A 21,638-nucleotide genomic window follows, 5' to 3' on the forward strand; every position below is an offset into this window, starting at 1 on the left:
AAAGGTGCCGATGAACAGACGTACCGTCACCAGGGCCGCCCTGATTGCCGTCGTGCTCGCCGCGATCGTCGGCGGTGCCGTGCTGGTCAGCCGTTCGACCGGGGAGCGGTCGGCCGCGGCACCGCGGCCCAGCGCCGTAGCGACCTCACCGCAGCGCGTGATCGTGCCCGGTCGCCCCGGCGAATCGGCAAAGGTCACCGACTCCGAGCGGGTGAAGGCGCCGGACGGCTCGACCTACAACGCGGTCGACACGGCCTTCGCCCAGATGATGATCGTCCACCATGCGCAGGCGGTGACGATGAGCGAGCTGGCCCCCGGCCGAGCGGGAAACAAGCAGCTAGCGGCGCTGGCCGATCGCATCGGCGCCGCGCAGAAGCCGGAAATCACCTGGATGCAGGGCTGGCTACGCGACCGCCGGCTGCCGCTCAGCGACCCGTCCCACAACCACAGCACCATGCCGGGCATGCAAACCGAGGCGGACCTGACCGCGCTCGCCGGGCTCACGGGCACCAGCTTCGACCGCAAATTCATCGCGATGATGTCGGCCCACCACCGCGGCGCGATGCAGATGGCCCGCGACGTGCTGGCCGGCGGGACGGACGTGCCGGTCAACGAGTTCGCCGGCGAGGTGGCCATCGAACAGGGCAGCGAGATCCAGCGGATGAACCAGCTCGGCGTCGTCTAAGAAAGCCAAGCCGGAAGATCAGCAACGGAATTCATCTCGTACGAGGCCAGCGCCAGATCCGTGCGGCTGCGCTGATCGGCGTACTTTCCGGTGCGCACCTGCACCGCGCATGCCCCGCCCGCGAGGGCCATGGCGATGTCGGTGCTGCGATCGTCGCCCGCCACCCACACGTCCGTTGCGTCGCCGGCGGCCAGGCGCAGAAAGTCCACGCTGGGCTTGCCGAGCAGCCCGGCCTCGACCTCGGCGGCGTACTCGACAGCCGCGACGAGGGCACCCGTGTCCAGATGGTCACCGTCGGCGTTACGGGAGTATCGCCCCCGCTGCAACGCAACCAACTCGGCGCCGCCGCGGACTGCCCGGAACGCCGCATCCAGCCGCTCGTACGTCAGCTCCTCGTGACAGTCACCGATGATCACGTGGGTTGGTGCCTCGTCCGTCAGGGTGCAATGTTCCGCCAGCTCACCGCGTACGGCGGCATTGCCCAGCAGCAGCACCCGCGCGCCCGGCACGCCGTCCAGGTGGCGTTGCGCCGCGGTCACGGGCGTGAAGAGGTCTCCAGGCCCGGCCGGCACGCCGCGGCTGCGAGCCCGGGCCAGTAAGCTTTCGGCGGACTGAGAGTCGGTGTTGGTGAAGAAGCGCACCTGGATGCCGCGCCGGCGCAGGGTCTGCACGGCGGCTGCGGCGCCTGGCACCGGCGCTCCGCGGTCGTACATGGTCCCGTCGAGGTCAAGCAGCACAAGGCGCAAGGGAACGCCATCCTTCCTTCGTGACGTTGCTTCGCTCACGATATCCACTGGCGAGATGCGCGGCGCCGGTGTTTGCCGATAGGTTGTCGTGTATGGAGCTGAGAGGGATGCTGCGGCGTGCGCGGCTCTCGCTTGTCGCTTCGCTGTTCCTGGCCGCGCTGCTGCCTTCGGTGCCTGCGGCGGTCTCGGGTCTGCCCGACGGGACCTCGACCGTCGCTGTTGTCGCCGAGGGAATTGCGTCGGCGCCGGCTGCCCTGGGTGGACTTGCCGGCGGGCCGGTTGCTCCCGAGGGCACTGCCGGCGGTCCGGCCGGGCTGACTGGCGGGCCGCTGGCGCTTGGCGGGCTTGCCGATGGCCCACTGGCGCTTGGCGGGCGTGGTGCCGAGCCCGCTGCGGGTGAGTTTGCGGCTGCTTCGAGCGTTGTCTCGGGGACGGTTGGTGCGGGCGCGCACGGGGCTGCGGTTGCGGTTCTGGGTGCGCTTGTCGTGCTTCTTGTTGCCGGAGCGCCTGTTCGTGGCCGGGTTGCCCGGTTGCGCGGGGTGGCCGGTGGCGGTGCTGCCGGGCCGCGGGCTCCTCCCAGCGTTGCCTGATCGATACGGCTGGGCCCCTGTGTTTCCGGCGTTTGCTTGCAGAAAAACCGGGGTCATCGATTATTGGCGCTCGTTGGTGGATAAGGAACAGGAACATGGACATCGCCCTCCAGCTTCTCGATGGCAACAGCGGACGGGTTGCGGTCATCTGGCTCGCCCTGATCGTGCTGGCCCTGGTTGCGCTTGTCGGCCTGGCGCTGCCGCATGGCGTGCGCCGGCCGGGGCAGATCAGCGCCTGGCTGGCCGACTCGGCTACCGCCAAGCGGGCCGAGATGGAACGCCGGGCTGCCGAGGCTCAGGAAGTAGTGCGGTACGCCGAGGAGATCGCGGTGGCTGCCGGTGGGGCGACCGCCACTGCGGAGCGCCGGCGCGAGGAGTGCCAGCAGGCGCAGAGTGCCGTCGAGCGAGCCTGGCAGGCCTGGCAGGACGCCGATGCCGCGCTGGAGCGGGCGCGCCGGGCCACCGCGTACGCGCTGCCGGGTTCCACCCCGGCGGCGGAGACCGGCGAGGACCGCGCCCAGGCCCTGCGCCGCGCCGCGCAGGCTGCGCACCGCCGGGGTGACATTTCCGACGAGCAGTTGCTGGACGCGCTGACCCACCGCAACGGCTGGGACCCGACGCTGCACCCGGTCGAGCAGGAGCTGGTGCTGGCCCGGACCACCGTGGAACACCGCTTCGCCACGTACCAGAACGCGCTCACCTCGGAAGACGCCGCCTGGCAGGCCGCCGATGTGGCCACCGCCGCGATTCGTACGCTGCGCAAGGAGGTTGTCGAGGCGCAGGCGCTGGCCGACGCCGCGCGGCAGGCGTTGCCGGAGCAGGCGCGAGCGATTCTCGACGCCGCCGGTCCCAACACGGTTGTGGTCACCACGCAGCGGATCACCGTCGAGTCGGCTGCCCCGCAGCGGCCCGGCACGCTGCTCGAATCGCTTACCGAGAAGCCCGCCGTGGCCGATGTTGTCATGGCGATGGACGCGGTGGTCACGATGCCGATCCAGCGGACCGCCTCGCTGGCGGCAGACGCGAGCAGCGACACCACAGTCATCATGACCACTTCACAGCGCAGCGTGCCGGCCTGGGCCCAGCCCACCGCGAGCCGGCCGATCATCGCCGCTGCCCGCTGACCCCCACGCGCGTCGCCCTCACCACCTCGCGCGCCTTCCGTCCGACGCTGGTGGCCAGGCCGGTCGCGTCCGGCGGGGCGCTGGGCTCGGCGATGGTGGACGGGAGCAATTCGCACGCGATTACCAACGCGCCGCTGCTCCCGCACGAGTGCGCCAACCTGGCCGAAGCAGTCCTGGCCCGAGCCGCAGCTTGAACCCGTCACCGCCGCCATGAACGGGGCCAGAGTTCAGGTGCGCGGCTCGACCAGGCCTTTGTCGTAGGCGAAGATGACGGCTTGGATGCGGTCGCGGGCGCCGATCTTGGCGAGCACCCGGCCCACGTGCTTCTTCACTGTGGACTCGGTGAGGACCAGACGGTCGGCGATCTCGGTGTTTGTCCAGCCGCGGCCGATGGCCACCAGAACCTCGTGCTCGCGTTCGCTCAGCGACTCGAGCCCGGGATCGGCCGGGGCCGGGCCGCGGGCGCGGCTGGTGTACGCGTCCATCAGCCGGCGGGTCAGGCTCGGGGCCACCACACCGTCCCCGGTGGCCACCGCGCGGATGCCGGCCAGCAGCTCCTCGGGGCGGGCGTCCTTGAGCAGGAAACCGCTGGCCCCGGCGCGCAGGCCCGCGTACACGTACTCGTCGAGGTCGAACGTGGTCAGGATGAGCACTCGGGCGCGGCCCCCGGCGGCGGTGATCCGGCGCGTCGCCTCGATGCCGTCCATTCCGGGCATGCGCACGTCCATGAGGACCACGTCGGGGCGCAGATCGGCGGTCATCCGTACGGCCTCGGCCCCGTTCGCCGCCTCCCCGATCGCGGCCATGCCCTCGGTGCCCTCCAGGAGCATCCGGAACCCCATGCGCTGCAAGGGCTGGTCATCGGCGATCAGCACCGTGGTCATCGAGCCTCCATCCGCACGTCCACCGCCCATCCGCCGTCGTCGCGGCGGCCGGTAACGACCTCGCCACCGTAGAGCCCCGCCCGTTCGCGGATGCCGACCAGGCCGTGACCGGGCTCGCCGGGGGCGGGGGGTGGGTGCTCGCCGGCGGTGTTGAGGACCTGGATGCGTACCTGGCCTGCGGTGACGTTGATGAGGACCGTGGCAGCTGTGGTCGTACCGGCGTGCTTGATGATGTTGGTCAGGGCTTCTTGCACGATCCGGTAGACCGCCAGCTGGATGCCGCTCTTGAGCTCGTGCACCGCGCCGGACGTACGGTAATCGACGGGCAGCCCGGCCGCACGCACCCGAGCCACCAGATCGTCAAGTTCGGCCAGATCCGGCTGCGGGGTCAGGCCGTCCTCCTCGCCGCCATCGCGCAGCACGCCCAGCACCCGGCGCAGCTCACCCAGCGCCTGCCGGCCCGTTTCACCGATCAGCCGCAGCGGCTCGGCGGACTTCTCCCCGCGATTGCTCGCCAGCAGCGCAGCCCCGTCGGCCAGCCCGATCATGACCGACAGGTTGTGCCCCACGATGTCGTGCATCTCCCGGGCCACCCGCGACCGCTCGGTGGCTGCAGTCAGCTGAACTCGCTGGTCCCGCTCGACTTCCAGGCGGGCCGCGCGGTCCTCCAACGCGGCCAGGTAGGCGGCCCGCGTGCGCACCATCAACCCGATCGAAGAGGCGGCCGTGGTCGTGCCCAGCAACAGGAACAGCCCGACGAGGGTACGTTCAAACGGCACCAGCAGCAGCACCGCCAGCGTCAACTGCGCCGCCGTGACCGCAAATGCCCAAGCCAGCCCGCGCAGCGAACCGTAGACGGCGACGCTGTAGATCGCGATGAGCACGCTCATGCCGGCCTGCAGCCACACGCCCAGCGCGAACTGCAGCAGCGACACCACGGCGACCGCAGCGAACGTCGCCATCGGGGCCCGGCGCCGCCACCACAGCGGCAGGATCATCCCGGCGCTCAGCGCGATCAGCGCCCACCGGGGCAGATCGCGCGAGCTGACCTCGCCGAACGGACCGCCGTGCGACCCGCTCACCAGGTTGTGCACGCTGGCCCCGGTGATCATCACCAGCACGGCAAGGTCGACCAGCCACGGACGCCTCTGCAGCCGCAGCAACCAGACCTGAAGATCACCCATCGCTACCATGATGGCTCACACGTCGGTCTTGACCAGCCGGTACGCCGCAGCTACCAGGGCCACCGCCACCCACCCGGCGAACACCGCCAGCCCGGCTCCCGCGCTCAGCGCGCCGTCGGCCTGGTGCACCGTCATCATCGCGCCCCCGGCGTTGCTGGGCAGGTACGGCGTGACCTGCTCGCTCCACGAGTCCGGCAGCAGCCGGGTAAGTCCGGGAATGATCAGCAGCAGGCCGACCAGCACCGCGATGCCACCGGCGCTGGAGCGCAGCAGCATGCCCAGCGCCACCCCGAACACGCCGACCAGCGCCAGGTACAGGCCCGCGCCGATCAGGCTGCGCAGCACCCCGTCGTCGCCCAGCCCCATCGCGATCGCCTCGGTGCTGATCAGCGGGGCCCCGGCCACGAACGCGACGATTGCCCCGACGGCGGTGACCAGGAACGCGATCGCCCCGAAGACCAGCGTCTTGGCTGCGATCACCGGCAGCCGCGCGGGCACCGCGGCGATGGTCGCACGGATCAGCCCGGTCGAGTACTCACCGGCCGCGACCAGCACGCCGAGCACGCCGATGGCGAGCGAGGCGAAGGTCGAACCGGTGAGCGCGACGGCGACGGCGCTGGTGGACACGGCCGTTCCGGGCGGGCCTTGCACGAGCCCGGGGCTGTAGGTCAATGCGGCGATCACCCCGAAGGCGGCGAGCAGGAGCAGCGAGACACCCAGGGTGATCCAGCTGGAACGCAGGGACCAGAACTTGGTCCATTCGCCGGCGATGACACCGCGGAAGGTCAGCCGGGGACGGGTGTGGGCGGCGGCGGTCATCAGGCGGCTACCTTCCGGTCGGAGTATTCGACAGAGTCGTGGGTGAGCTCCATGAAGGCTTGCTCCAGCGAGGTGGCTCGGGAGCTGAGTTCGTACAGCGAAATGTTGTTGAGATTGGCGATTTCCCCGACCTCGCGAGCGCTGAGACCGCTCACTTCGAGTTCGCCCGCCGCATGCGACGCGACGCTGACCCCCGGCCCGGACAGCGCATGGCGTAACCGTTCGGCGTCGTCGCTGGCCACCCGTACCCCGCCGCCGGCGTCGGCCACCAACGCTTCGACACTGGTATCGGCCAGCAACTTTCCGCGGCCGATGATCACCAGGTGGTCGGCGATCAGCGCGGTCTCACTCATCAGATGCGAGGACAGCATCACGGTACGACCCTCGGCGGCGAGCCCGGTCAGCAGATTGCGCACCCACAGCACGCCCTCGGGATCCAGCCCGTTCACCGGCTCGTCGAGCATCACCACTGCCGGATCGCCGAGCAGCGCGGCGGCAATGCCGAGCCGCTGACCCATGCCGAGGGAGAACGCACCCACCCTCTTGCGGGCCACCGCGGTCAGCCCGGCCAGCTCGATGACCTCATCGACCCGGCGCCTCGCGATGCCATGGGTACGTGCCAGCGACAGCAGATGGCTGAACGCGCTGCGCCCCGGGTGCACCGACCGGGCCTCCAGCAAGGCACCGATCTCGTGCAGCGGGGCGGCGTGCTCGGCGTACCGGCGGCCGTTGACGGTCACCGACCCCGACGTCGGCGCGTCGAGCCCGATGATCATCCGCATGGTTGTCGACTTACCGGCGCCGTTGGGCCCCAGAAAGCCGGTTACCTGGCCGGGCTTCGCGGTGAAGTCGAGCCGGTCGACGACTGTCTTGTCGCCGTAGCGCTTGGAAACCTGCCGTACCTCGATCATGGGCTCAACGCTAGGCAGCGCTTCCCGCCCGCCCGTAGTACTACGGGCGTCAATCAGCTACCGGCCGGTGGTACCGGGGTACCACCGGCCTCCGTATCCGGAGAACATGCCGAGCAGGCCCTGAGGGGCGAGGTGAGAGATCAGCGGAAGCTGAACCGGCTGCGCTTCTTCTTCCGGCCGAACTGGCCTTGCAGCACGTCGGCACCGCGGCGCAGAGCCTGCGAGCCCTTGTTGGGGCCGCGCTTGGCCTCCACCACGTCGCCCAGCTTACGGGCGCCGGCGGCGGCCAGTGGGACGGCGACAGCCATCAGGACCCAGCGTCGAATCAGTGCGAAGAACATGACTGAACGCCTACCCGTTTCCCGGCTGGGGAAACGAGCAGGCGTTCAGCGGTTGGGTGTAACTCAGTACTTGCGGTCGAGCACGAAGGCCCAGTAGATCAACGTGGCGGCCTGCGTGTTGGTGAGCGCGGGCTTCTTGCCGATCGACTGCAGCAGCACCCCGGCGATGTAGACCAGGAACTGCTTCCTGGTGACCGCGGTGTCGAGGGATTTGAGGGTCGCGGCCGACGCGGTGGGCAGGTACTGGTGGGTCAGGGCGATCAGCCAGGCCAGCGAGGGCTCGACCGTGTAGGTGATGCTTACCGGCGCGGCCTTGTTGCCGGCGTTGTCCACGGCACCGGCGCAGAGCACGGTGTGCACGCCCTTGTCGTCGGTGGTGTGGGTCATGACGGCCTGGGTGGCGAGGCCGGAACCGTCCTCGACGGTGCGGCAGGACACCGCGGGAGCAGCCTCGGCGCCGTAGACGGTGCCCTTGGCGGCGCCCAGGACGGTGATCACCGGGGCGGTCTTGTCCACGTTCACGCCGAGCGTCTTGGTGGTGCTGTTGCCCGCCTTGTCGGTGGCCGTGCCGGAGACGCTGAGCTGCGTGCCCTCACCGGTGACGGTGACGTCGGCCGGGCAGGTGGCCACCGAGGAGCCGGTGTCGGTGCAGCTGAACTGGACGGTGGGAGCCGCCGAGTACCAGCCGGCCGCGTTCTTCTCGCCGATGACCTTGGCGGTGACCTCGGGACCGACCAGGTCGACGTTGACGGTGACGCCGGCGCTGGCCGTGTTGCCGGCCTTGTCGGTGGCGGTGCCGGTGACACGCTGGCCGGCGCCGTCGGTGCTGACCGTGACGTCGGCCGGGCACCCGGCCAGGCCGGAGCCCTCATCGGTGCAGGTGAAGTGCACGGTCGGAGCGGTCTTGAACCAGCCGTCGGCGTTAGCGTCGCCGACGATCGTGGCGGTGATCGCCGGGGCGGCCTGGTCGAGGCTGACGGTAGCCGAGGTGGTGGCGGTGTTGCCCGCGTTGTCGACGACCGTGCCCAGGAGCAGCGTGCCGGCGCCGTCGGTGGTGGCGGGCAGGTCGGCCGGGCAGCTCGCCACGCCGGAGACGCTGTCCGAGCACTCGAAGTGGACGGTCGGCGCGCTCTTGTACCAGCCCGCGGTGTTGGCGTCACCGAGCACGGTGGCGGTGATGACCGGAGCGCTCTGGTCGACGTTGACGGTCAGCCGGGCGGTGGCGGTGTTGCCCGCCTTGTCCGTGGCGCTGCCGATCACGGCCTGCGCCGCGCCGTCCGTGGTGACCACGGTGTCCTCTGGGCAGGAGGCGATGCCGGAGCCCTGGTCGGTGCAGGTGAAGTGGATGGTCGGGGCGGTCTTGAACCAGGCCGCCTCGTTGGCGGTGCCGATGACGCTGGCGGTGATGACCGGCGCGGTCTGGTCGAGGTTGAAGGTCACCGTGGCGGTGGCGGTGTTGCCGGCCACGTCGGTGGCGGTGCCGGCGATCTTCTGACCGGCGTTGTCGCCGTTGAGGACCTGGTCGGCGGGGCAGGTGGCGATGCCGGAGCCCGCGTCGGTGCAGGTGAAGTGCACGGTCGGGGCGTCCTTGTACCAGCCGGCGCCGTTCGGCTCGCCGAGCACGGTGGCCTTGATGACCGGGGCGATCTGGTCGAGGTTGATCAGCACGGTGGCGGTGGCCGTGTTGCCGGCCTTGTCCGTGGCCGTACCCGTGATCTTCTGGTTGATGCTGTCCACCCGGATCGGCGAGTCGGCCGGGCAGATGGCCAGGGCCAGGTTGTCGGTGCAGGTGTAGCGGATCGTGGGCGCCGAGGTGTACCAGCCGGCCTCGTTCTTGGTGCCGATCACCGTGGCGGTGATGACCGGGGCGCTCTGGTCCACGCTCAGCGTCAGCGTCGTGGTGGTGGTGTTGCCGGCGGCGTCAACTGCGGTGCCGGAGAAGCGCTGGCTCAGCCCGTCGGTGGCAGCGGTGATGTCGGCCGGGCACTTCGCCACCGGGCCGCTGTCATCGGAGCAGGTGAAGTGGATGGTCACCGGGGTGGCGAAGTAGCCGTTCTTCGGGGTGGCCGACAGCGTGGTGGTGATGGCCGGCGGCGTACGGTCCGAGCCCGTGGCCACCGTGGTGCTCGTGGTGGTCTGCGTCGGATCCGGCGCGGCGGCACCATCGGCGGGCGTGCTCGGCGCGGGGTCCGGGGCCGGCGTCGTGGTGGTGTCCGGACCGGTCCACACCGGTACGGAACCGGTGGCCGCCCCGCTGCCGCCGTTGTCGTTGTACGCCTTGACCTCGATCATCCAAGCCTTGGCGGTGTCGAGCTTGAGGGTGCCCGAGGTGGCCGACGCGCTGACCTTCACGGTGCCGGTCATCTTCGACTCGCCATAGGCGATCTGGAAGTACGTGGGGGCGGGCCCGCTGGTGGCCGCCTTCCAGACCACCTCGACGGTGCCGGGGCTGTCGGCGCGGCGCTGCACGATCAGGTCGGTCGGGTTGGCCGGGCGGAACGGCTGGAACGTCGAGGTGGCGGTCAGGCAGGAACCGAAGTCGTTGATCGCGGTGACCGAGAGGTTGTAGCTCTTGGCGCCGTCGACCCCGGGGTAGCGGAACGTCAGGTCGGCGTCGGTCTTGTCGAGCAGCACGACCTTGTCGGCGGCGCGGGTCAGCACGACGTGGTAGCCGGTCACCGGGGTGTAGCCGGGCGAGGCCGGGGTCTTCCAGCTCGCGGTGAGCGTGTTGCCGTCGTCCTCACGGCCGGTCACCATGCCCGAGACGTAACCCGGGCCCAGCGACTTCAGCGACGACCAGGTCGTGAACGCCGAGGTGCCCGCGGCGTCGGCCGAGCCGATCCGGATCTTGTACGCCGCACAGTTGTCCGGCGCCGCGATCTGGTACGACAGCTGGGTGGCCGGGACGTTCACCACGGTCTCCACGTCACCGGACATGAAGTCCACGACGTAGTGATCGGCATCCGCGACGGCCTTCCAGGTCACGTTGATCTTGTGCAGGTCATCGGTTCCCCGCAGAGCGTTCCAGCTCTTGGGGGCCGCAGGTGCCGCAAGTGCCGCCATGGGCGTGCCGGCGGCGGTTGCCGCCAGGCCCACCAGGCCGGCGCTCACCAAGGTGAGCAGTCGTCTCACGTCCATGTGGCCTCGTCTCGGTTGTATCGGTCGCAGGTGCAGATCGGCGGGCAACCTCAAGCCGATCTCAAGGGAGGATGTGGAGCAGGTCTGCTTCGAAGGACGGCACCGCCGCCGGGAGCGCGAACTGGATCCGCGCGCCGTCCCGGAACGCCGGATCAGCGGTGATGGTGCCGCCGAGGCGTTCCACGATCCGGCGGCAGATCGTCAGGCCAAGACCGGTTCCCGGGTACGCATCCGGGTGCGCCCGGTGCAACTCATCGAAGATCTTGTCGTGCTGGCCCTGGGGGATACCGACCCCGTGATCGGTGACCTCGACGCTGACAAAGCCGTCCGCGGTGACCTGGCCGGACACGTGCACCCGCGCTGCTTCGCCGGGCCGCACGTACTTGATCGCGTTACCGATCAGGTTCTCCATCAGCCGGCGCAGCATCGCGTGGTCCCCGCGCACCGGGGGCAGCACGTCGTAGGTGATCTGCGGCGCGGGCCGCGGCTCGGCCCCGGGGCGGGGGAGCTCGATGGCCCGGTCGGCCACCACGTCGTGCACCAGCGCGGTCAGGTCGATCGCGGTCAGGTGCAGCGGCGCCCCCCGGACCGTTGAATAGGCCAGCACGTCGTCGATCAGCCGGCGCATCCGGTCGGCGCCGCGGTTGATCTCGGCTACGAAGTCGTCGTAGTCCGGCGGCCGCGGGTAGCCCACGTCGAGGTGGGTGAGCAACTGCGCGTAGCCGAGGATGCCGGCCAGCGGCGCCTTGAGGTCGTGGCTGATCTCGCGGGAGAACGCCTCCAGGTCGCGCACGCAACGGTTCAGATCCTGGACCTGACGTTCGAGCTCGGCGTTGCGCTGCACGAGGGCGTGAACATCATCGTTGTGCGGCACTACGGGCTCCTTCCGCGAGGTACTCCGACATCACGCGCATGGTTCCGGCGACCGTGTCTTCCACCGCGGCGACCAGCCCGGCCAGCTCCGGCTCGGTGCTGCCCGCTGCCGCGCTGCGTTCCAGGTGGGCGCACGCCTCGGCCAGTGGGCCGGCGCCGAGCAGCGCGCTGGAGGACTTGAGGGTGTGTGCGGTGGCCCGCAGAGCGTCGTGATCGTGGTTGCGCAGGGCGTCGGCCAGCGCCGCCCGTCGCCCGTCGAGCTGCGCCAGGAACGTGCTGACGGTGATCTCCACCAGCGTGCGGTCCTCAAGCTCGCGTTCCAGCTCGTGCAGCTTGGTGAGATCCACCTGCTCGCGGGCCGGCTTGGACACATAGGGCTCCAGCGCCGCGCGCAGCTCCGGGAGCGTGATCGGCTTGTTCAGGTGCCCGTTCATGCCGGCGGCCAGGCACCGCTCGCGGTCACCGTGCAGCGCCGTGGCGGTCAAAGCCAGCACGGGCGTCGTGTTCCCGGCGGCACGGATTTCCCGCGTCGCCGTCAGCCCGTCCTTGCGGGGCATCTGCAAATCCATGAGCACGATGTCGTACGGCAAAGCACCGTCCAGCACCGCCTCCACCGCCGCCGCGCCATCGGCCACGGTGTCGCAGTCCACGCCGATCAGCTCGATCATGCGCTTGAACACGGTGCGGTTGACGTCGTTGTCCTCGGCCAGCAGCACCCGGCCGCCCGCCAGCTTGGGTACGGTCACCGGCGCGCCGCGCACCCCGGTCCGTTCCTGGTTGAGGTTGGCCACCAGGCGCGCGAGCATCAGCGGCGCGGTGAGCACGCCGGGCTTGCGGACGAGCCCGGTGCGCGGGTCGGTGATGCTGATCATCAGCGTGCGGCCCTCGGGACCGGCTGCTGCGGCAACGGCTTCGACCCGCTTCACCGCCTCCGGATCGTGCGAGTCGTCGCACCACATCACGGTGTCCACGCCCGGCACCCCGGCGGTGATGTCGGCGAAGCGCACCGGCACCGGCTCGGCCCCGCCGCTGATCAGCAGCCAGGTCAGGGCCAGCTCGGAGCGAGGTGAGGGCGCGGCCACGGCTACCCGGCGGCGGGCGAGCGGTGGACGTACCTCATCTTCGCAATGGTCCGTGGCCGGCTCGTAGGGCAGGCGGATCGTGAACTGGGACCCGACGCCGGGCTGGGACTCCACCTCGATGGTGCCGCCCATGCACTCGACCAGCCGCGCGGCCAGCGCCAGACCCAGACCCGCGCCCTCGTGCCGGCGCGACGCGGTCGAGTCGGCCTGCACGAACGGCGCGAAGATGCGCCGGCGGTCCGGCTCGTCGATGCCCGGCCCGGTGTCCGAGACGGTGATGACGAAGGTGTTGGTGCTGTCCCGCGCGGCCGTCACGATGACCTCGCCGGCCTCGGTGAACTTGACCGCGTTGCCGACCACCCCGGTGAGCACCTGACGCAGCCGGTCGGTGTCGCCGAGCACCACGGCCGGCAGATCCGGGGCGGGCGCGGCCAGCAACAGGATCCGCTTGCTGCGAGCCTCCTGCTGCAACGGCTCGATGATGCCCTCCAGCACCGCGCGCACCGGCACGGGTTCCCGCTTGACCTGCAAACTGCCGGTCTCCAGGCGGGCCAGGTCGAGCAGGTCGTCGGTGAGCGATTTGAGCGAGTGCACCGAGCGGTGCACGTTGTCGACGATCTCGCGCACGTCCTGCTGCAGGTGCTGGGCACGCAGCAGGTCGATGGTCGCCACCACCGTGGTCACCGGCGTGCGGATCTCATGCCCCAGCAGCGCCAGGAACTGTGACTTGGCCTCGGCAGCGGCGTCGAGTCCGACAGTGGCCGCCTCCACCGTGACGAGCCGGCGGTGGGCACCGCAGTCGCTTTCCAGGTGGGTGACCCGGATCGTGCTGCCAGCCCCGGCGTCACACCGGCAGCGCAGCTCGGCCGGCTCGTCCGCGGGGGTCAGCCCGCGAACCGTGGACAGGATGTGCCGATGGGCCGGGCAGTCACCGTCCCGCTCGGCCAGCACCATGCCCTCGGGGGTGAACAGCGGCCCCCAACGACCGTTGGCGACCAGGACACGGCCGTCCGTGTCCACGACCGCCGCCGGGCCTGGGTAGGCCTCGACCAGCGTGCGCGCCGCAAATCCCATGCGCCGACCTTTCGGGGGGTGGTGAACCGGCCTCCTTGAGCCTCGGTGCGCTGGGGGGCTACCGGGTACGCGTTCGGGTGCGAAATGGTTACAGCGGTTGCGGCTCATCAGCGGGCCGGCAATGCCGATGGTGAGAACATGCGGACCCGGCATCGTCGAAGCTCCCGGCGCCTGGACCGGCTCTCGGTGCTGGCCGACCGGCTGTGGCGGGTGCCGCTGAGCATCGCGGTGGCTGTCTTCGCCATCTGCGGGCCGGCGCACGCGCTCGGGCACACCGACTTCGTGTTCTACGCCGTTCTGGTGGGGCTGGTGCTGAGTGCTTTTGCCGTACCGATGGGGCTGCTGGGGCTAAGGCACAGCCGTGACACTGCCGATGAGAAGGAGTGCCGCGTGCCCTCTCCCGTGCCTCGCTGATCGCTGCGCGGCCCTACCTGATCGTGCTGGCGCTCAACGCGCTGATCGTCAGCCGCTGGTTCCGCACGGGCACGTTCATCGCCGCCGGGGACATGGGCGCCTACATCCGCCGGGGCTGGGCGCCCGAAGCCAACTGGGCGTGGAACCACCAGACCACCGGCGCCGGGTCCGCCGGCTATACCATGGCCCGCGGCTTCGAGTTCGTCCTGATCTGGCTGTGCCGCGCGGTCGGGCTCACCGAGTACTCCGCGCAGTGGCTGTTCTACATCTGCATCTACGGGCTGGTCGGCTTCGGGGTGGCGTACCTGGCCGGCGCGTTCGTGCGCAGCGAAGCCGCCATCGTCACGGCCGGGTGCTTCGGGCTGCTCAACGGGTTCTTCCTGACCCGGCTGCCAAATCCGCTGAACATCATTTCGGTCGGGTCGGTCGCGCTCATCACGGCGATCGCGATGCGGGTCGCGATGGGCCGGCGGGTACCCACGCCGATTGCCGGGTTCGCGCTGATGCCGACCTCGTTCCTGTCGTTCAACCCGCCGATGCTGGTCGTCGCGTACGCGTGGGCGGTGGGTGGGACACCGGTGCTGGCGTGGCTGGTGCTGGGGCGAGCTTCGGCCGTACGGCTGCTGAAGTGGTTTGTTCTTGCTGCTCCTTGGGCCGTGCTGTTGAACGCGTATTGGCTTGTGCCGCTGGCGCAGAGCTACACCGGCGGCGGTGGGGCCACGGCCAACGCAACCTTCACCGACCCGACGAACTGGTCCTGGTCGCAGGTCAACAACCTGCCGCCGAACATCCTCACGCTGGTGGCGAACTGGGCTTGGTTCCGCCCGCAATACCTGCCGTTCGCCTCGGACCTGGACCGGCCGTGGTGGATCTGGATCCGCTATCTGCTGCCCGCGCTGGTCTTCCTGGCCCCCCTGCTGGCACCGCGGCGACTGCGGCGGGTGGCGTTCGGGCTGGTCCTGCTGGTGCTGGTCTTCGTGTTCCTGAGCAAGGGGCTGCGGCCCCCGCTCAACCAGATCAACATGTTCCTGTACCTGCACGCCCCCGGTTTCTGGCTGTTCCGCGAGCCGATGAGCAAGCTCGGTCAGCTACTGATCTCGTTCTTCGCGGTGCTGCTGGCGATCGGCGTGGAAGGCATGCTCCAGCGTTTGCGAACGTGGCAGCGCACGCGGATCCCGGGCTGGGCGCAACGACTGGGGTACGGCGGAGCTGCGCTGCCCGTGCTGCTCGTCCTGGCCTACCCGTACCCGCTGTACACCGGTGGCGTCATGCCCGACGAGCGCCCGACGCAACCGTCCACCCACGTGCGCGTACCGCAGTACTGGTGGGACCTGGCCGCCAAGATCGACGCCGACAAGCGCCCCGGCAAGGTTCTCGTGCTGCCCCTCGACGACTACTACCAGATGCCCACGACCTGGGGATTCTTCGGCGTCGACAGCATCGCCAACCTGCTCGTCCAGCATCCGGTCATCCAGCCCAAGCCCGACGGCTACTTCGGTGACGGGGCCGGGTTCAGCGCCGACGTGCACGCCATCGAGACCGCGCTGCTGGCCGGCGACCTGACGCCGGTGCCCAAGCTGCTCGACGCCATCGGGGCCAGCCGGGTGATCGTGCGCCACGACCTGCTGCGCGGGCTGCCGAACCGCTACTTCGCCGACGACCGCGTCCTGGCCGACGCCATGGCCCGGGTGCCGGGGGCCGAACACGACGTCGAAGGCACCCTCGACCTGTGGGAATTCGCCAACGGCACAAGCCCAACTCTGCGTACGTACGACCGGCTGATCGATGCCCCCGCGCGCGCCGACGCCGGGGCTGCCGTGCTGGGCACCGTCGACACGCGCACCGCCATCGCCGCGCGCAAGGACACCTCGGTCGCACCCACCAGCCCCCGGGTCGACAACACCGCCGTGGTGACCCCCGACGTGGTGCACTGGCCCGTGCCCGCCGTGGACAAGGGCTCACCCACCACCACGGTCGACATGTCGGCGGGCACGTACACGCTCGCCCAGCGCGCCCGCGCCGCCGCGGTGCTGCAACCGCACATCGACACCGCCACCAACCGGCTCATCCTGCGCGACCCCACGGTCGTCAAGGTAGATGGCACCGCGGTTTCCACCCGGCCGGACCTGAGCATCCCGCTGCCCGCCGGCCGCGACATCCTGGCCATCAGCAGCGGCTCGCGCACCGTCTCACTGGACAGCGCCAACCCGTCGATCCAGGTCGGCGCGGCTACCAAACTCACCCTGTACGCCGCTTCCAAGACACCCGCGCTGATCACCGGATACTCCCCGGTTTTCGACTGCAACAACTACGAACCGCGCCCGTGGAACCTGCTCGGGCTCAAGCTCTCCCGTTCCGGGCAAACCGTTCGGCTCAGCGCCCTCGACCACGCTGCCTGCACCAAGGTCGTGGTCCGTAATGCCAGTGCCGGCCGGGTCTTCCGGGTGCGGCTGCAATACCGTCACGTGGCCGGGGCGCGTCCGCAAATCTGTTTGTGGCAAACCAACTCGGCCGGTTGCGAACTGTCGGCGCGCCCGGTTATCGATGACGACTGGACCTCGTACGAGCGGGTCGTCACCATGGATGAGCTGTCCGACGAACTGCAGGTCATCCTGCACGCCGACGTTGGGGAACGGCTCAAGCCGCAGACCGTTACGGAATACCGCAACCTGCAGGTCGACGCGCTCGACCCGGTGGTGACGCAAACAATCTGGCCGCCGGCCGTGCCCGACGTGACGGTGTCGCTGACCGCGGGAAGGCACGAACTGCGCGTCGATGGCGGAATGGCCGGGTCGGTGCTGGCGCCCTTCGAGCCGTTGGAGGATTGCTTCCGCTACGACGACGAAACCGCTGACGAGGCCGGGCTGGCGGCAGACCAGCAAATCGGTCCCGATGGGGAGACGACGTACACGCTCAAGGCGATCCGGCATCTGGCCTGTATCGGTTCGGAGGCCGATGGGGTGGGTGCGGGGTCGCTCTACGAGTTGTCCATGGAGGCGCGGAGCGTGGCCGTACGAAATCCCAAGTTTTGTTTGTTCTTGAAGGGTCCCGACCTGTGCCGGACGTTGCCATCGGTGGCCGCTTACAACGGCTGGACCCCGTATCAGACCCTGATCAACCCCGATCCCACCGCCATTGAGACGCGGTTGTATCTGTACGGGCTGCGGGATCTGGCCGGAAAGCAACAATCAACCGTCGAATACAAAGGGGTACGTTTACGGCCCGTCGCCACGCCATCGTCCATTGTCCTGGTTCGTGACGTAGCTTCCTCGGCCACGTCAAGCGTCGACTGGTCCCGCCGCAATCCCACTCAGTATTCCGGCACTGTCACCGCCACCGGGCCGACGACGCTGGGGCTGGCCGAGAACGTTGCTCCCGGCTGGATTCTCACCGGTGCCAAGGCTGAGAAGGTCACCATTCAGGGCTACATGAACGGGTGGAAGCTGCCGGCTGGGGGCGAGGTTTCCCTGCGGTACGCGCCGGCTCGGGCGGCTCGGTATGCGTACTACCTGCTGCCCGTTTCCGTTGTGGGGGCAGTGGTTTACATGTACGTGTTCCAGCAGCCCGGTCGCCGGCGCCGACAGGTTTTTCGTCTTTTCCGGGGGCGGCTTCTTCGCTCTTTCCGCGGGGGGCGGTTGTGAGCCGGCGGTTGCGGGGGGTTCTTGCGCTGGGGCTGGTACTGGTGCTGATTCTGGTGTGGCTGCTGACGCGGTGTTCGTCGTCGGCGGGCCCGGTTCGCGTGGCCGTGGTGGGGGACATGGCCTGCGACCCCGCTGACCCCTTGTTCGCCGCTGGTGGAGCCCACTGCCGCAGCCAGGCCGTTTCCGACCTTGCGGTTGCCCTGAACCCCGCTGCTTTCCTGGGTTTGGGAGACTTCCAATACGAGCTGCCCAAGGCCGACGCGTACAAGACCGTCTACGGCCCCTCGTTCGGCCGGCTCAAGAGCAAAACCATCCCCGTCTTCGGCAACCAGGAATACAAAGTCCAGGACGCCAACACCTTCACCGCCTACTTCGGCGACCGCATCACGGAAAAAAGGGGCTACTGGTCCACCGATGTAGGTAGCTGGCACATCGTCGTGCTCAACTCCAACTGCTCAGCGGTGGCTGGCGGCTGCGGTGCTGGTTCGCCGCAACAGACCTGGCTGGCCAAGGACCTCGCCGCTGACGGGAAACACTGTGCTTTGGCCGCCTGGCACCACCCGCGCTGGTCAACGGGTATCGCCGGCCCCGACCCGCGAACAGCCGACCTCTACCAGACGCTGTACGACAACAAGGTCGAGCTGGTGCTGTCCGGTCACGAAGCCGACTACGAGCGCTTTCCCCCTCTGAACACCGCTGGAGTTCGCGATGAGCATGGGGTCCGGCAGTTCGTGGTGGGAACGGGCGGTCAGGCGCATTACCGACCGGCGGCCCAGGACGATGCCTATGACGAGTTGGGGAACCCGGTGGTTGCTGCTGGGCGGCCGGCTGGGGAATTCGTGGATTACGACCATCATGGGGTGCTGGAGATGTCGCTTTCCGAGGATGGGTATGGATGGAGCTGGCACCCGCTGGAAGCCGCCAAGCCGGTGACGGACTCAGGCAGCGGGACTTGCTTCTGACCAAGGTCGGCCTTCGCCTCAGCGCCGGTTCGATGCGATCGGAAGGTCCTGCGCGTAGGCCCCAGCGGTCACCTCGGCCGCGCGGTCCCAGCCCAGCTGGTTCCGCACCGATTCCAGCCCCGCAGACGCATACCGCCGCCACCCCACCTCATCTCGCAGCAGCCCGGCAATGGCGTCAGCCAAAGCCAAAGGCCGAGCCGGCGGCACCGCAACCCCATTGACCCCGGGCTCCAGAACGGCCCGTACGCAAGCGACATCGGTAGCCACCACCGGCAGCCCCACGCTCATGGCCTCGGCAACAGCCATGGCCGGCGGCGACGTGGTGTAGTCGAACTTGAACGGCCAAGTTCCCACCTGAGCCGCGGCGAATTCGCCCAGCAGGTCCGGCACCGGTGTCGTAACGACTTCGACGTCCGAAAGGGCACCCGCTCGGTCCAGGATGGCGGGCAGTTCGGGGCGGGGGATCAGCAGCAGCCGTAGCCGGGCATCGGGAACGCGGGATTTGATGGAAGGCCAGGCGGCCAGCAGGGTGTCGAGCCCGCGAACGGTTTCGGCTCGGCCGGCGAAGACGACTGCAGGGGCTGCTGCGGAGAACGAGGCGCGTCGGGAGTCGGTGGGTGCGCCGGAGGGGAGACGGCGAACGTCGAAACCGCGCAGCCGGGCCGCGACCCTCGGGTCGGGGGTGAGCACTGTGGATACGCCGGCGCGACGCAACGCGGCGGTAGCGATGAAAGGCGGCAGCAGGGTGGTCAGGGCGACGCGCGGTTGCAGAACATTGGACGCACGCATCTCGGCCAAGGACGCCCGGCGCCAGGTTGCGGGACCAGGAACAGTGGGCCACGCGTACGCGGTCAGCACGGTCTTGTAAGGCCGCAACACCGGCATCGCAGCTTGCAGCGGGCCCAGAGCGCCAGCGTGCAGGTGCACGACATCGGGTTGAATGCGCGCCAGCACCCCGGCCAGCGCGGCTGTGCGGCCGAGGGGGAAAGACGCAACCGTGCCGCCTAGTTCGTCGACTTCCTGGAAGACCGAAGCCCCGTCATGAGCCTGCGACGTGACGAGGAAATGCTCGCCTGGTACGCGCGAAGCCGTCTCCGTGACCGTGCGACCCATGGCCTCGTGCGACGAGAACTCCGCTATGAGGTGAACGATGCGTCTCATGCGACCCGGCTGTCCCGCGAAGCACCAGCCGAAGAAGAGCCAGCCGGCGAAGCACTGCGACTGTCGCGCACGCCGAGCAGCAACCCCGCTGCCTCCGTGGCCTTCAGCGCGACCAGCCCCGCGGTCAGCACGGGATGCCGCAGCAGCGCCCCAGGCTTGCGTACCAGTGCGGTGCGCGCGAACTTGGTGTTCGAATCGGCATGCATACTGACATACTGGTCGATCCAGCGGCCGTAGTAGCGCTTCTTCGCGAACGTAGCCCTCAGCTTGATGCGGCCCTCGTCGTGCCAGATGTAGCTGGTCACGCGGCCCACCGTGGCCACCGCGCGGGTGCGATCGGCCAGGTCCCAGTCTTCGGCTGCGGTCAGGTTCTCGTCCCAGCCACCGAGGTCCTCGATCAGTTCGCGGCGGAAGGCGCGCGGGGACTCCACAGCCGGGTCGCCGACGTACAAGCTTTTTTCCAGCTCGCGGCAGTGCGCCAGGAAGCCGTCACCGAAGGAGCGTTCCGGGATGACCAGCGCCCCGGTGGCAGGCGAGGCCTCGAAGGTACGCGCGATGTCGGCGGCGATCGTTGGTTCCATCACCATGTCGGAGTCGATGAACACGACGACGTCGCCGGTGCTGCACTTGGTGCCGTGGTTGCGCTGCGCGCTGCGCTCGGGTCCCCACTGCAGCACCTGGTCGGCGAAGCGCTCGCCGATGGCAACCGTGGCGTCGGTGGATCCGTTGTCCACCACCACGATTTCGACCTCGGCATGCGTCTGGGAGCGCAACGATCCAAGACAAGCCGCGAGGGTACGTCCGGAGTTGCGCGTCGGCACGACAAAGCTGATCTTCATACGAACTCCTCAGGCAGCAACGAGACCAACGGAAACAGCGGGCACCCGGGCCTGGGTCAGCACCGCATCCAGCAGGCGATCGGCCACCTCGTCCCAGGAGTGCGCACCCCCGTACGGCAGCGGCTCGAACGACTGGCTCTGCCAAGCGGGCAGCAGGTCGACCATCCAGCGAGCCAATGCGTCCGGGCTCGGCGGTACGACGACCCCGCCGGCGGCCAGCGTCGAGTCGCGCAGACCCGGGACGTCGTACGCGATGGTCGGTGTTCCCAGGGCAGCGGCCTCGGTGACCACCAGTCCCCAGCCCTCCCGCACGCTCGTCGAAACGTGCGCATGAGCCCGAGCCATCAGATCGTGCTTGACCGCCTCGCTGACCCGCCCGAAGAACTCGACGCCGTCGGGGCGAGCACGACGCAGCTTGCCCAGCAGCGGACCGCCGCCGATCATCCACAGCTGAAGGCCGGGCAGCTCCCGGTGCGCGTTCTGCACCGCACGCAGCACATCCCACGGGCGCTTGTAGCTGACCATCCGGCCGCAGAACACCACAGTCGGACGATCTTCCTTGGGCGACAACCGCGACTGCGAAGGCGGTTCGAAGCCTTCCGGTACGACGGTCACGTCGCGAGCACCGAACCGGGCCAGCGCATCCCGCGTCGACTCGGAGACCGCCAGCACCGGAGAAGAAGCGAGCCGGTGCAGCCAGCGCGGTTCGAGGGCGTGCCGGCCAAGATGCGCGACCAGCGGCGGGGCATTGTGGTGCCAGATCTCCTCACAGGTCTGGTGCACCAACGCGACCGTACGAGCCCCGTCATCAACCCACTCATGAGCCAGGAACGGCACGGTGTTGGTCTCGTCGATGACCACGTCGAAGCTGCCCCGCCCGCACCGTTCCCACCAGCGCCGGGCTTCGCGGTAAACGGTGAACCGGTTCCCGGCGCGGATCACCCGGTAGCCGTCGGCCATCTCCACGGCCGGGCGACCGGCTACCGAGGCGGCGAACAGGGTGACCTGGTGGCCGGCGGCTACCCACCGGCGCAGCACCTGCTCGGTGTACACCTCGGCGCCCCCGGCCGCCGGGTGGGCCAGGTCGCGCCAGTTCAGGACGAGGATGCGCACAGCAACTCCAAGGGGTCAGACGGCGGCGGGGGCGCCGAGGTGTACACCGAGCAGGTC

At 69.4% G+C, this 21,638-nt stretch carries 19 protein-coding genes; 7 read left to right on the top strand and 12 right to left on the bottom strand.

Going from position 1 to position 21,638, the window contains the following annotated elements; translation table 11 throughout:
* The first annotated feature begins 10 nt into the window (after nt 1-10).
* Nucleotides 11-685, top strand: a complete 675-nt coding sequence (locus TFC3_RS03500) for a DUF305 domain-containing protein (RefSeq protein WP_067495504.1) — start codon at nt 11-13, stop codon at nt 683-685.
* Here TFC3_RS03500 and TFC3_RS39010 read toward each other — a convergent pair.
* Nucleotides 682-1,422 (bottom strand): HAD-IIA family hydrolase, encoded by a 741-nt coding sequence (locus tag TFC3_RS39010; protein WP_236718354.1) that lies wholly within the window; start codon nt 1,420-1,422, stop codon nt 682-684. The two genes, TFC3_RS03500 and TFC3_RS39010, sit on opposite strands and share 4 nt — an antisense overlap.
* Before the next feature lie 116 nt (nt 1,423-1,538).
* Between TFC3_RS39010 and TFC3_RS39015 the strand changes: the two genes are divergently transcribed.
* The 3 genes from TFC3_RS39015 to TFC3_RS37765 all read left to right on the top strand — a co-directional run bounded on the left by TFC3_RS39015 (nt 1,539) and on the right by TFC3_RS37765 (nt 3,339).
* Complete coding sequence (locus tag TFC3_RS39015; RefSeq protein WP_236717968.1) at nt 1,539-2,021, top strand: hypothetical protein; 483 nt, start codon at nt 1,539-1,541, stop codon at nt 2,019-2,021.
* Between the two features lie 95 nt (nt 2,022-2,116).
* Entirely contained in the window at nt 2,117-3,145 is a 1,029-nt protein-coding gene (locus tag TFC3_RS03510; protein ID WP_067495507.1) for a hypothetical protein, read from the top strand.
* A gap of 50 nt (nt 3,146-3,195) precedes the next feature.
* Nucleotides 3,196-3,339, top strand: a complete 144-nt coding sequence (locus TFC3_RS37765) for a hypothetical protein (protein WP_161952531.1) — start codon at nt 3,196-3,198, stop codon at nt 3,337-3,339.
* A 33-nt stretch (nt 3,340-3,372) separates the two neighbouring features.
* Here the strand turns inward: TFC3_RS37765 and TFC3_RS03515 are convergent, their stop codons facing one another.
* The 8 genes from TFC3_RS03515 to TFC3_RS03550 all read right to left on the bottom strand — a co-directional run bounded on the left by TFC3_RS03515 (nt 3,373) and on the right by TFC3_RS03550 (nt 13,451).
* Entirely contained in the window at nt 3,373-4,029 is a 657-nt protein-coding gene (locus TFC3_RS03515; RefSeq protein WP_067495509.1) for a response regulator transcription factor, read from the bottom strand.
* Nucleotides 4,026-5,213, bottom strand: coding sequence for a sensor histidine kinase (locus TFC3_RS03520; RefSeq protein WP_236717969.1), 1,188 nt, complete (start codon nt 5,211-5,213; stop codon nt 4,026-4,028). Before TFC3_RS03520 ends, TFC3_RS03515 begins: the two co-directional genes overlap by 4 nt.
* A gap of 15 nt (nt 5,214-5,228) precedes the next feature.
* Complete coding sequence (locus tag TFC3_RS03525) at nt 5,229-6,032, bottom strand: ABC transporter permease (protein ID WP_067495515.1); 804 nt, start codon at nt 6,030-6,032, stop codon at nt 5,229-5,231.
* Nucleotides 6,032-6,943 (bottom strand): ABC transporter ATP-binding protein, encoded by a 912-nt coding sequence (locus TFC3_RS03530; RefSeq protein WP_067495518.1) that lies wholly within the window; start codon nt 6,941-6,943, stop codon nt 6,032-6,034. The genes TFC3_RS03525 and TFC3_RS03530 overlap by 1 nt, the downstream gene beginning before the upstream one ends.
* A 140-nt stretch (nt 6,944-7,083) precedes the next feature.
* On the bottom strand, nt 7,084-7,251 hold the full coding sequence (locus TFC3_RS03535) for a hypothetical protein (RefSeq protein WP_369819562.1): 168 nt from the start codon (nt 7,249-7,251) through the stop codon (nt 7,084-7,086).
* 96 nt (nt 7,252-7,347) lie between these two features.
* Nucleotides 7,348-10,422 carry a fibronectin type III domain-containing protein gene (locus tag TFC3_RS03540; RefSeq protein WP_067495526.1) on the bottom strand — a complete coding sequence of 1,025 codons (3,075 nt, stop codon included), beginning with the start codon at nt 10,420-10,422 and terminating at the stop codon, nt 7,348-7,350.
* Nucleotides 10,423-10,483: 61 nt separating this feature from the next.
* On the bottom strand, nt 10,484-11,296 hold the full coding sequence (locus TFC3_RS03545; RefSeq protein ID WP_067495529.1) for an ATP-binding protein: 813 nt from the start codon (nt 11,294-11,296) through the stop codon (nt 10,484-10,486).
* The gene (locus tag TFC3_RS03550) at nt 11,280-13,451 is read right to left on the bottom strand and encodes an ATP-binding protein (protein ID WP_067495532.1); all 2,172 of its coding nucleotides are present in this window, start codon (nt 13,449-13,451) and stop codon (nt 11,280-11,282) included. The genes TFC3_RS03545 and TFC3_RS03550 overlap by 17 nt, the downstream gene beginning before the upstream one ends.
* Before the next feature lie 138 nt (nt 13,452-13,589).
* Here TFC3_RS03550 and TFC3_RS03555 point away from each other — a divergent pair, with 138 nt between their 5' ends.
* Genes TFC3_RS03555 through TFC3_RS03565 form a run of 3 tightly spaced genes read left to right on the top strand, consistent with a single transcriptional unit; the run spans nt 13,590 to nt 18,468 of the window.
* Nucleotides 13,590-13,865: a hypothetical protein gene (locus TFC3_RS03555; RefSeq protein WP_067505902.1), complete on the top strand. Its 276-nt coding sequence runs from the start codon at nt 13,590-13,592 to the stop codon at nt 13,863-13,865.
* A complete protein-coding gene (locus tag TFC3_RS03560; RefSeq protein ID WP_067495535.1) occupies nt 13,835-17,506 on the top strand; it encodes a hypothetical protein in 3,672 nt (1,223 codons plus the stop codon). Before TFC3_RS03555 ends, TFC3_RS03560 begins: the two co-directional genes overlap by 31 nt.
* A 41-nt stretch (nt 17,507-17,547) precedes the next feature.
* Nucleotides 17,548-18,468, top strand: a complete 921-nt coding sequence (locus tag TFC3_RS03565) for a metallophosphoesterase (protein ID WP_236717970.1) — start codon at nt 17,548-17,550, stop codon at nt 18,466-18,468.
* Nucleotides 18,469-18,486: 18 nt separating this feature from the next.
* On the opposite strand, the gene TFC3_RS03570 is transcribed toward TFC3_RS03565, so the two are convergent.
* From TFC3_RS03570 to TFC3_RS03580, 3 genes are read right to left on the bottom strand one after another with little or no spacing between them, the layout of a single operon-like run.
* On the bottom strand, nt 18,487-19,629 hold the full coding sequence (locus TFC3_RS03570; protein ID WP_067495541.1) for a glycosyltransferase family 4 protein: 1,143 nt from the start codon (nt 19,627-19,629) through the stop codon (nt 18,487-18,489).
* Nucleotides 19,626-20,468, bottom strand: coding sequence for a glycosyltransferase family A protein (locus TFC3_RS03575; RefSeq protein ID WP_067495544.1), 843 nt, complete (start codon nt 20,466-20,468; stop codon nt 19,626-19,628). Before TFC3_RS03575 ends, TFC3_RS03570 begins: the two co-directional genes overlap by 4 nt.
* A gap of 9 nt (nt 20,469-20,477) precedes the next feature.
* Complete coding sequence (locus tag TFC3_RS03580; RefSeq protein WP_067495547.1) at nt 20,478-21,581, bottom strand: glycosyltransferase family 4 protein; 1,104 nt, start codon at nt 21,579-21,581, stop codon at nt 20,478-20,480.
* Between the last annotated feature and the right edge of the window lie 57 nt (nt 21,582-21,638).

It is taken from the genome of Actinoplanes sp. TFC3, assembly GCF_001553785.1.
Taxonomy (GTDB): domain Bacteria; phylum Actinomycetota; class Actinomycetes; order Mycobacteriales; family Micromonosporaceae; genus Actinoplanes.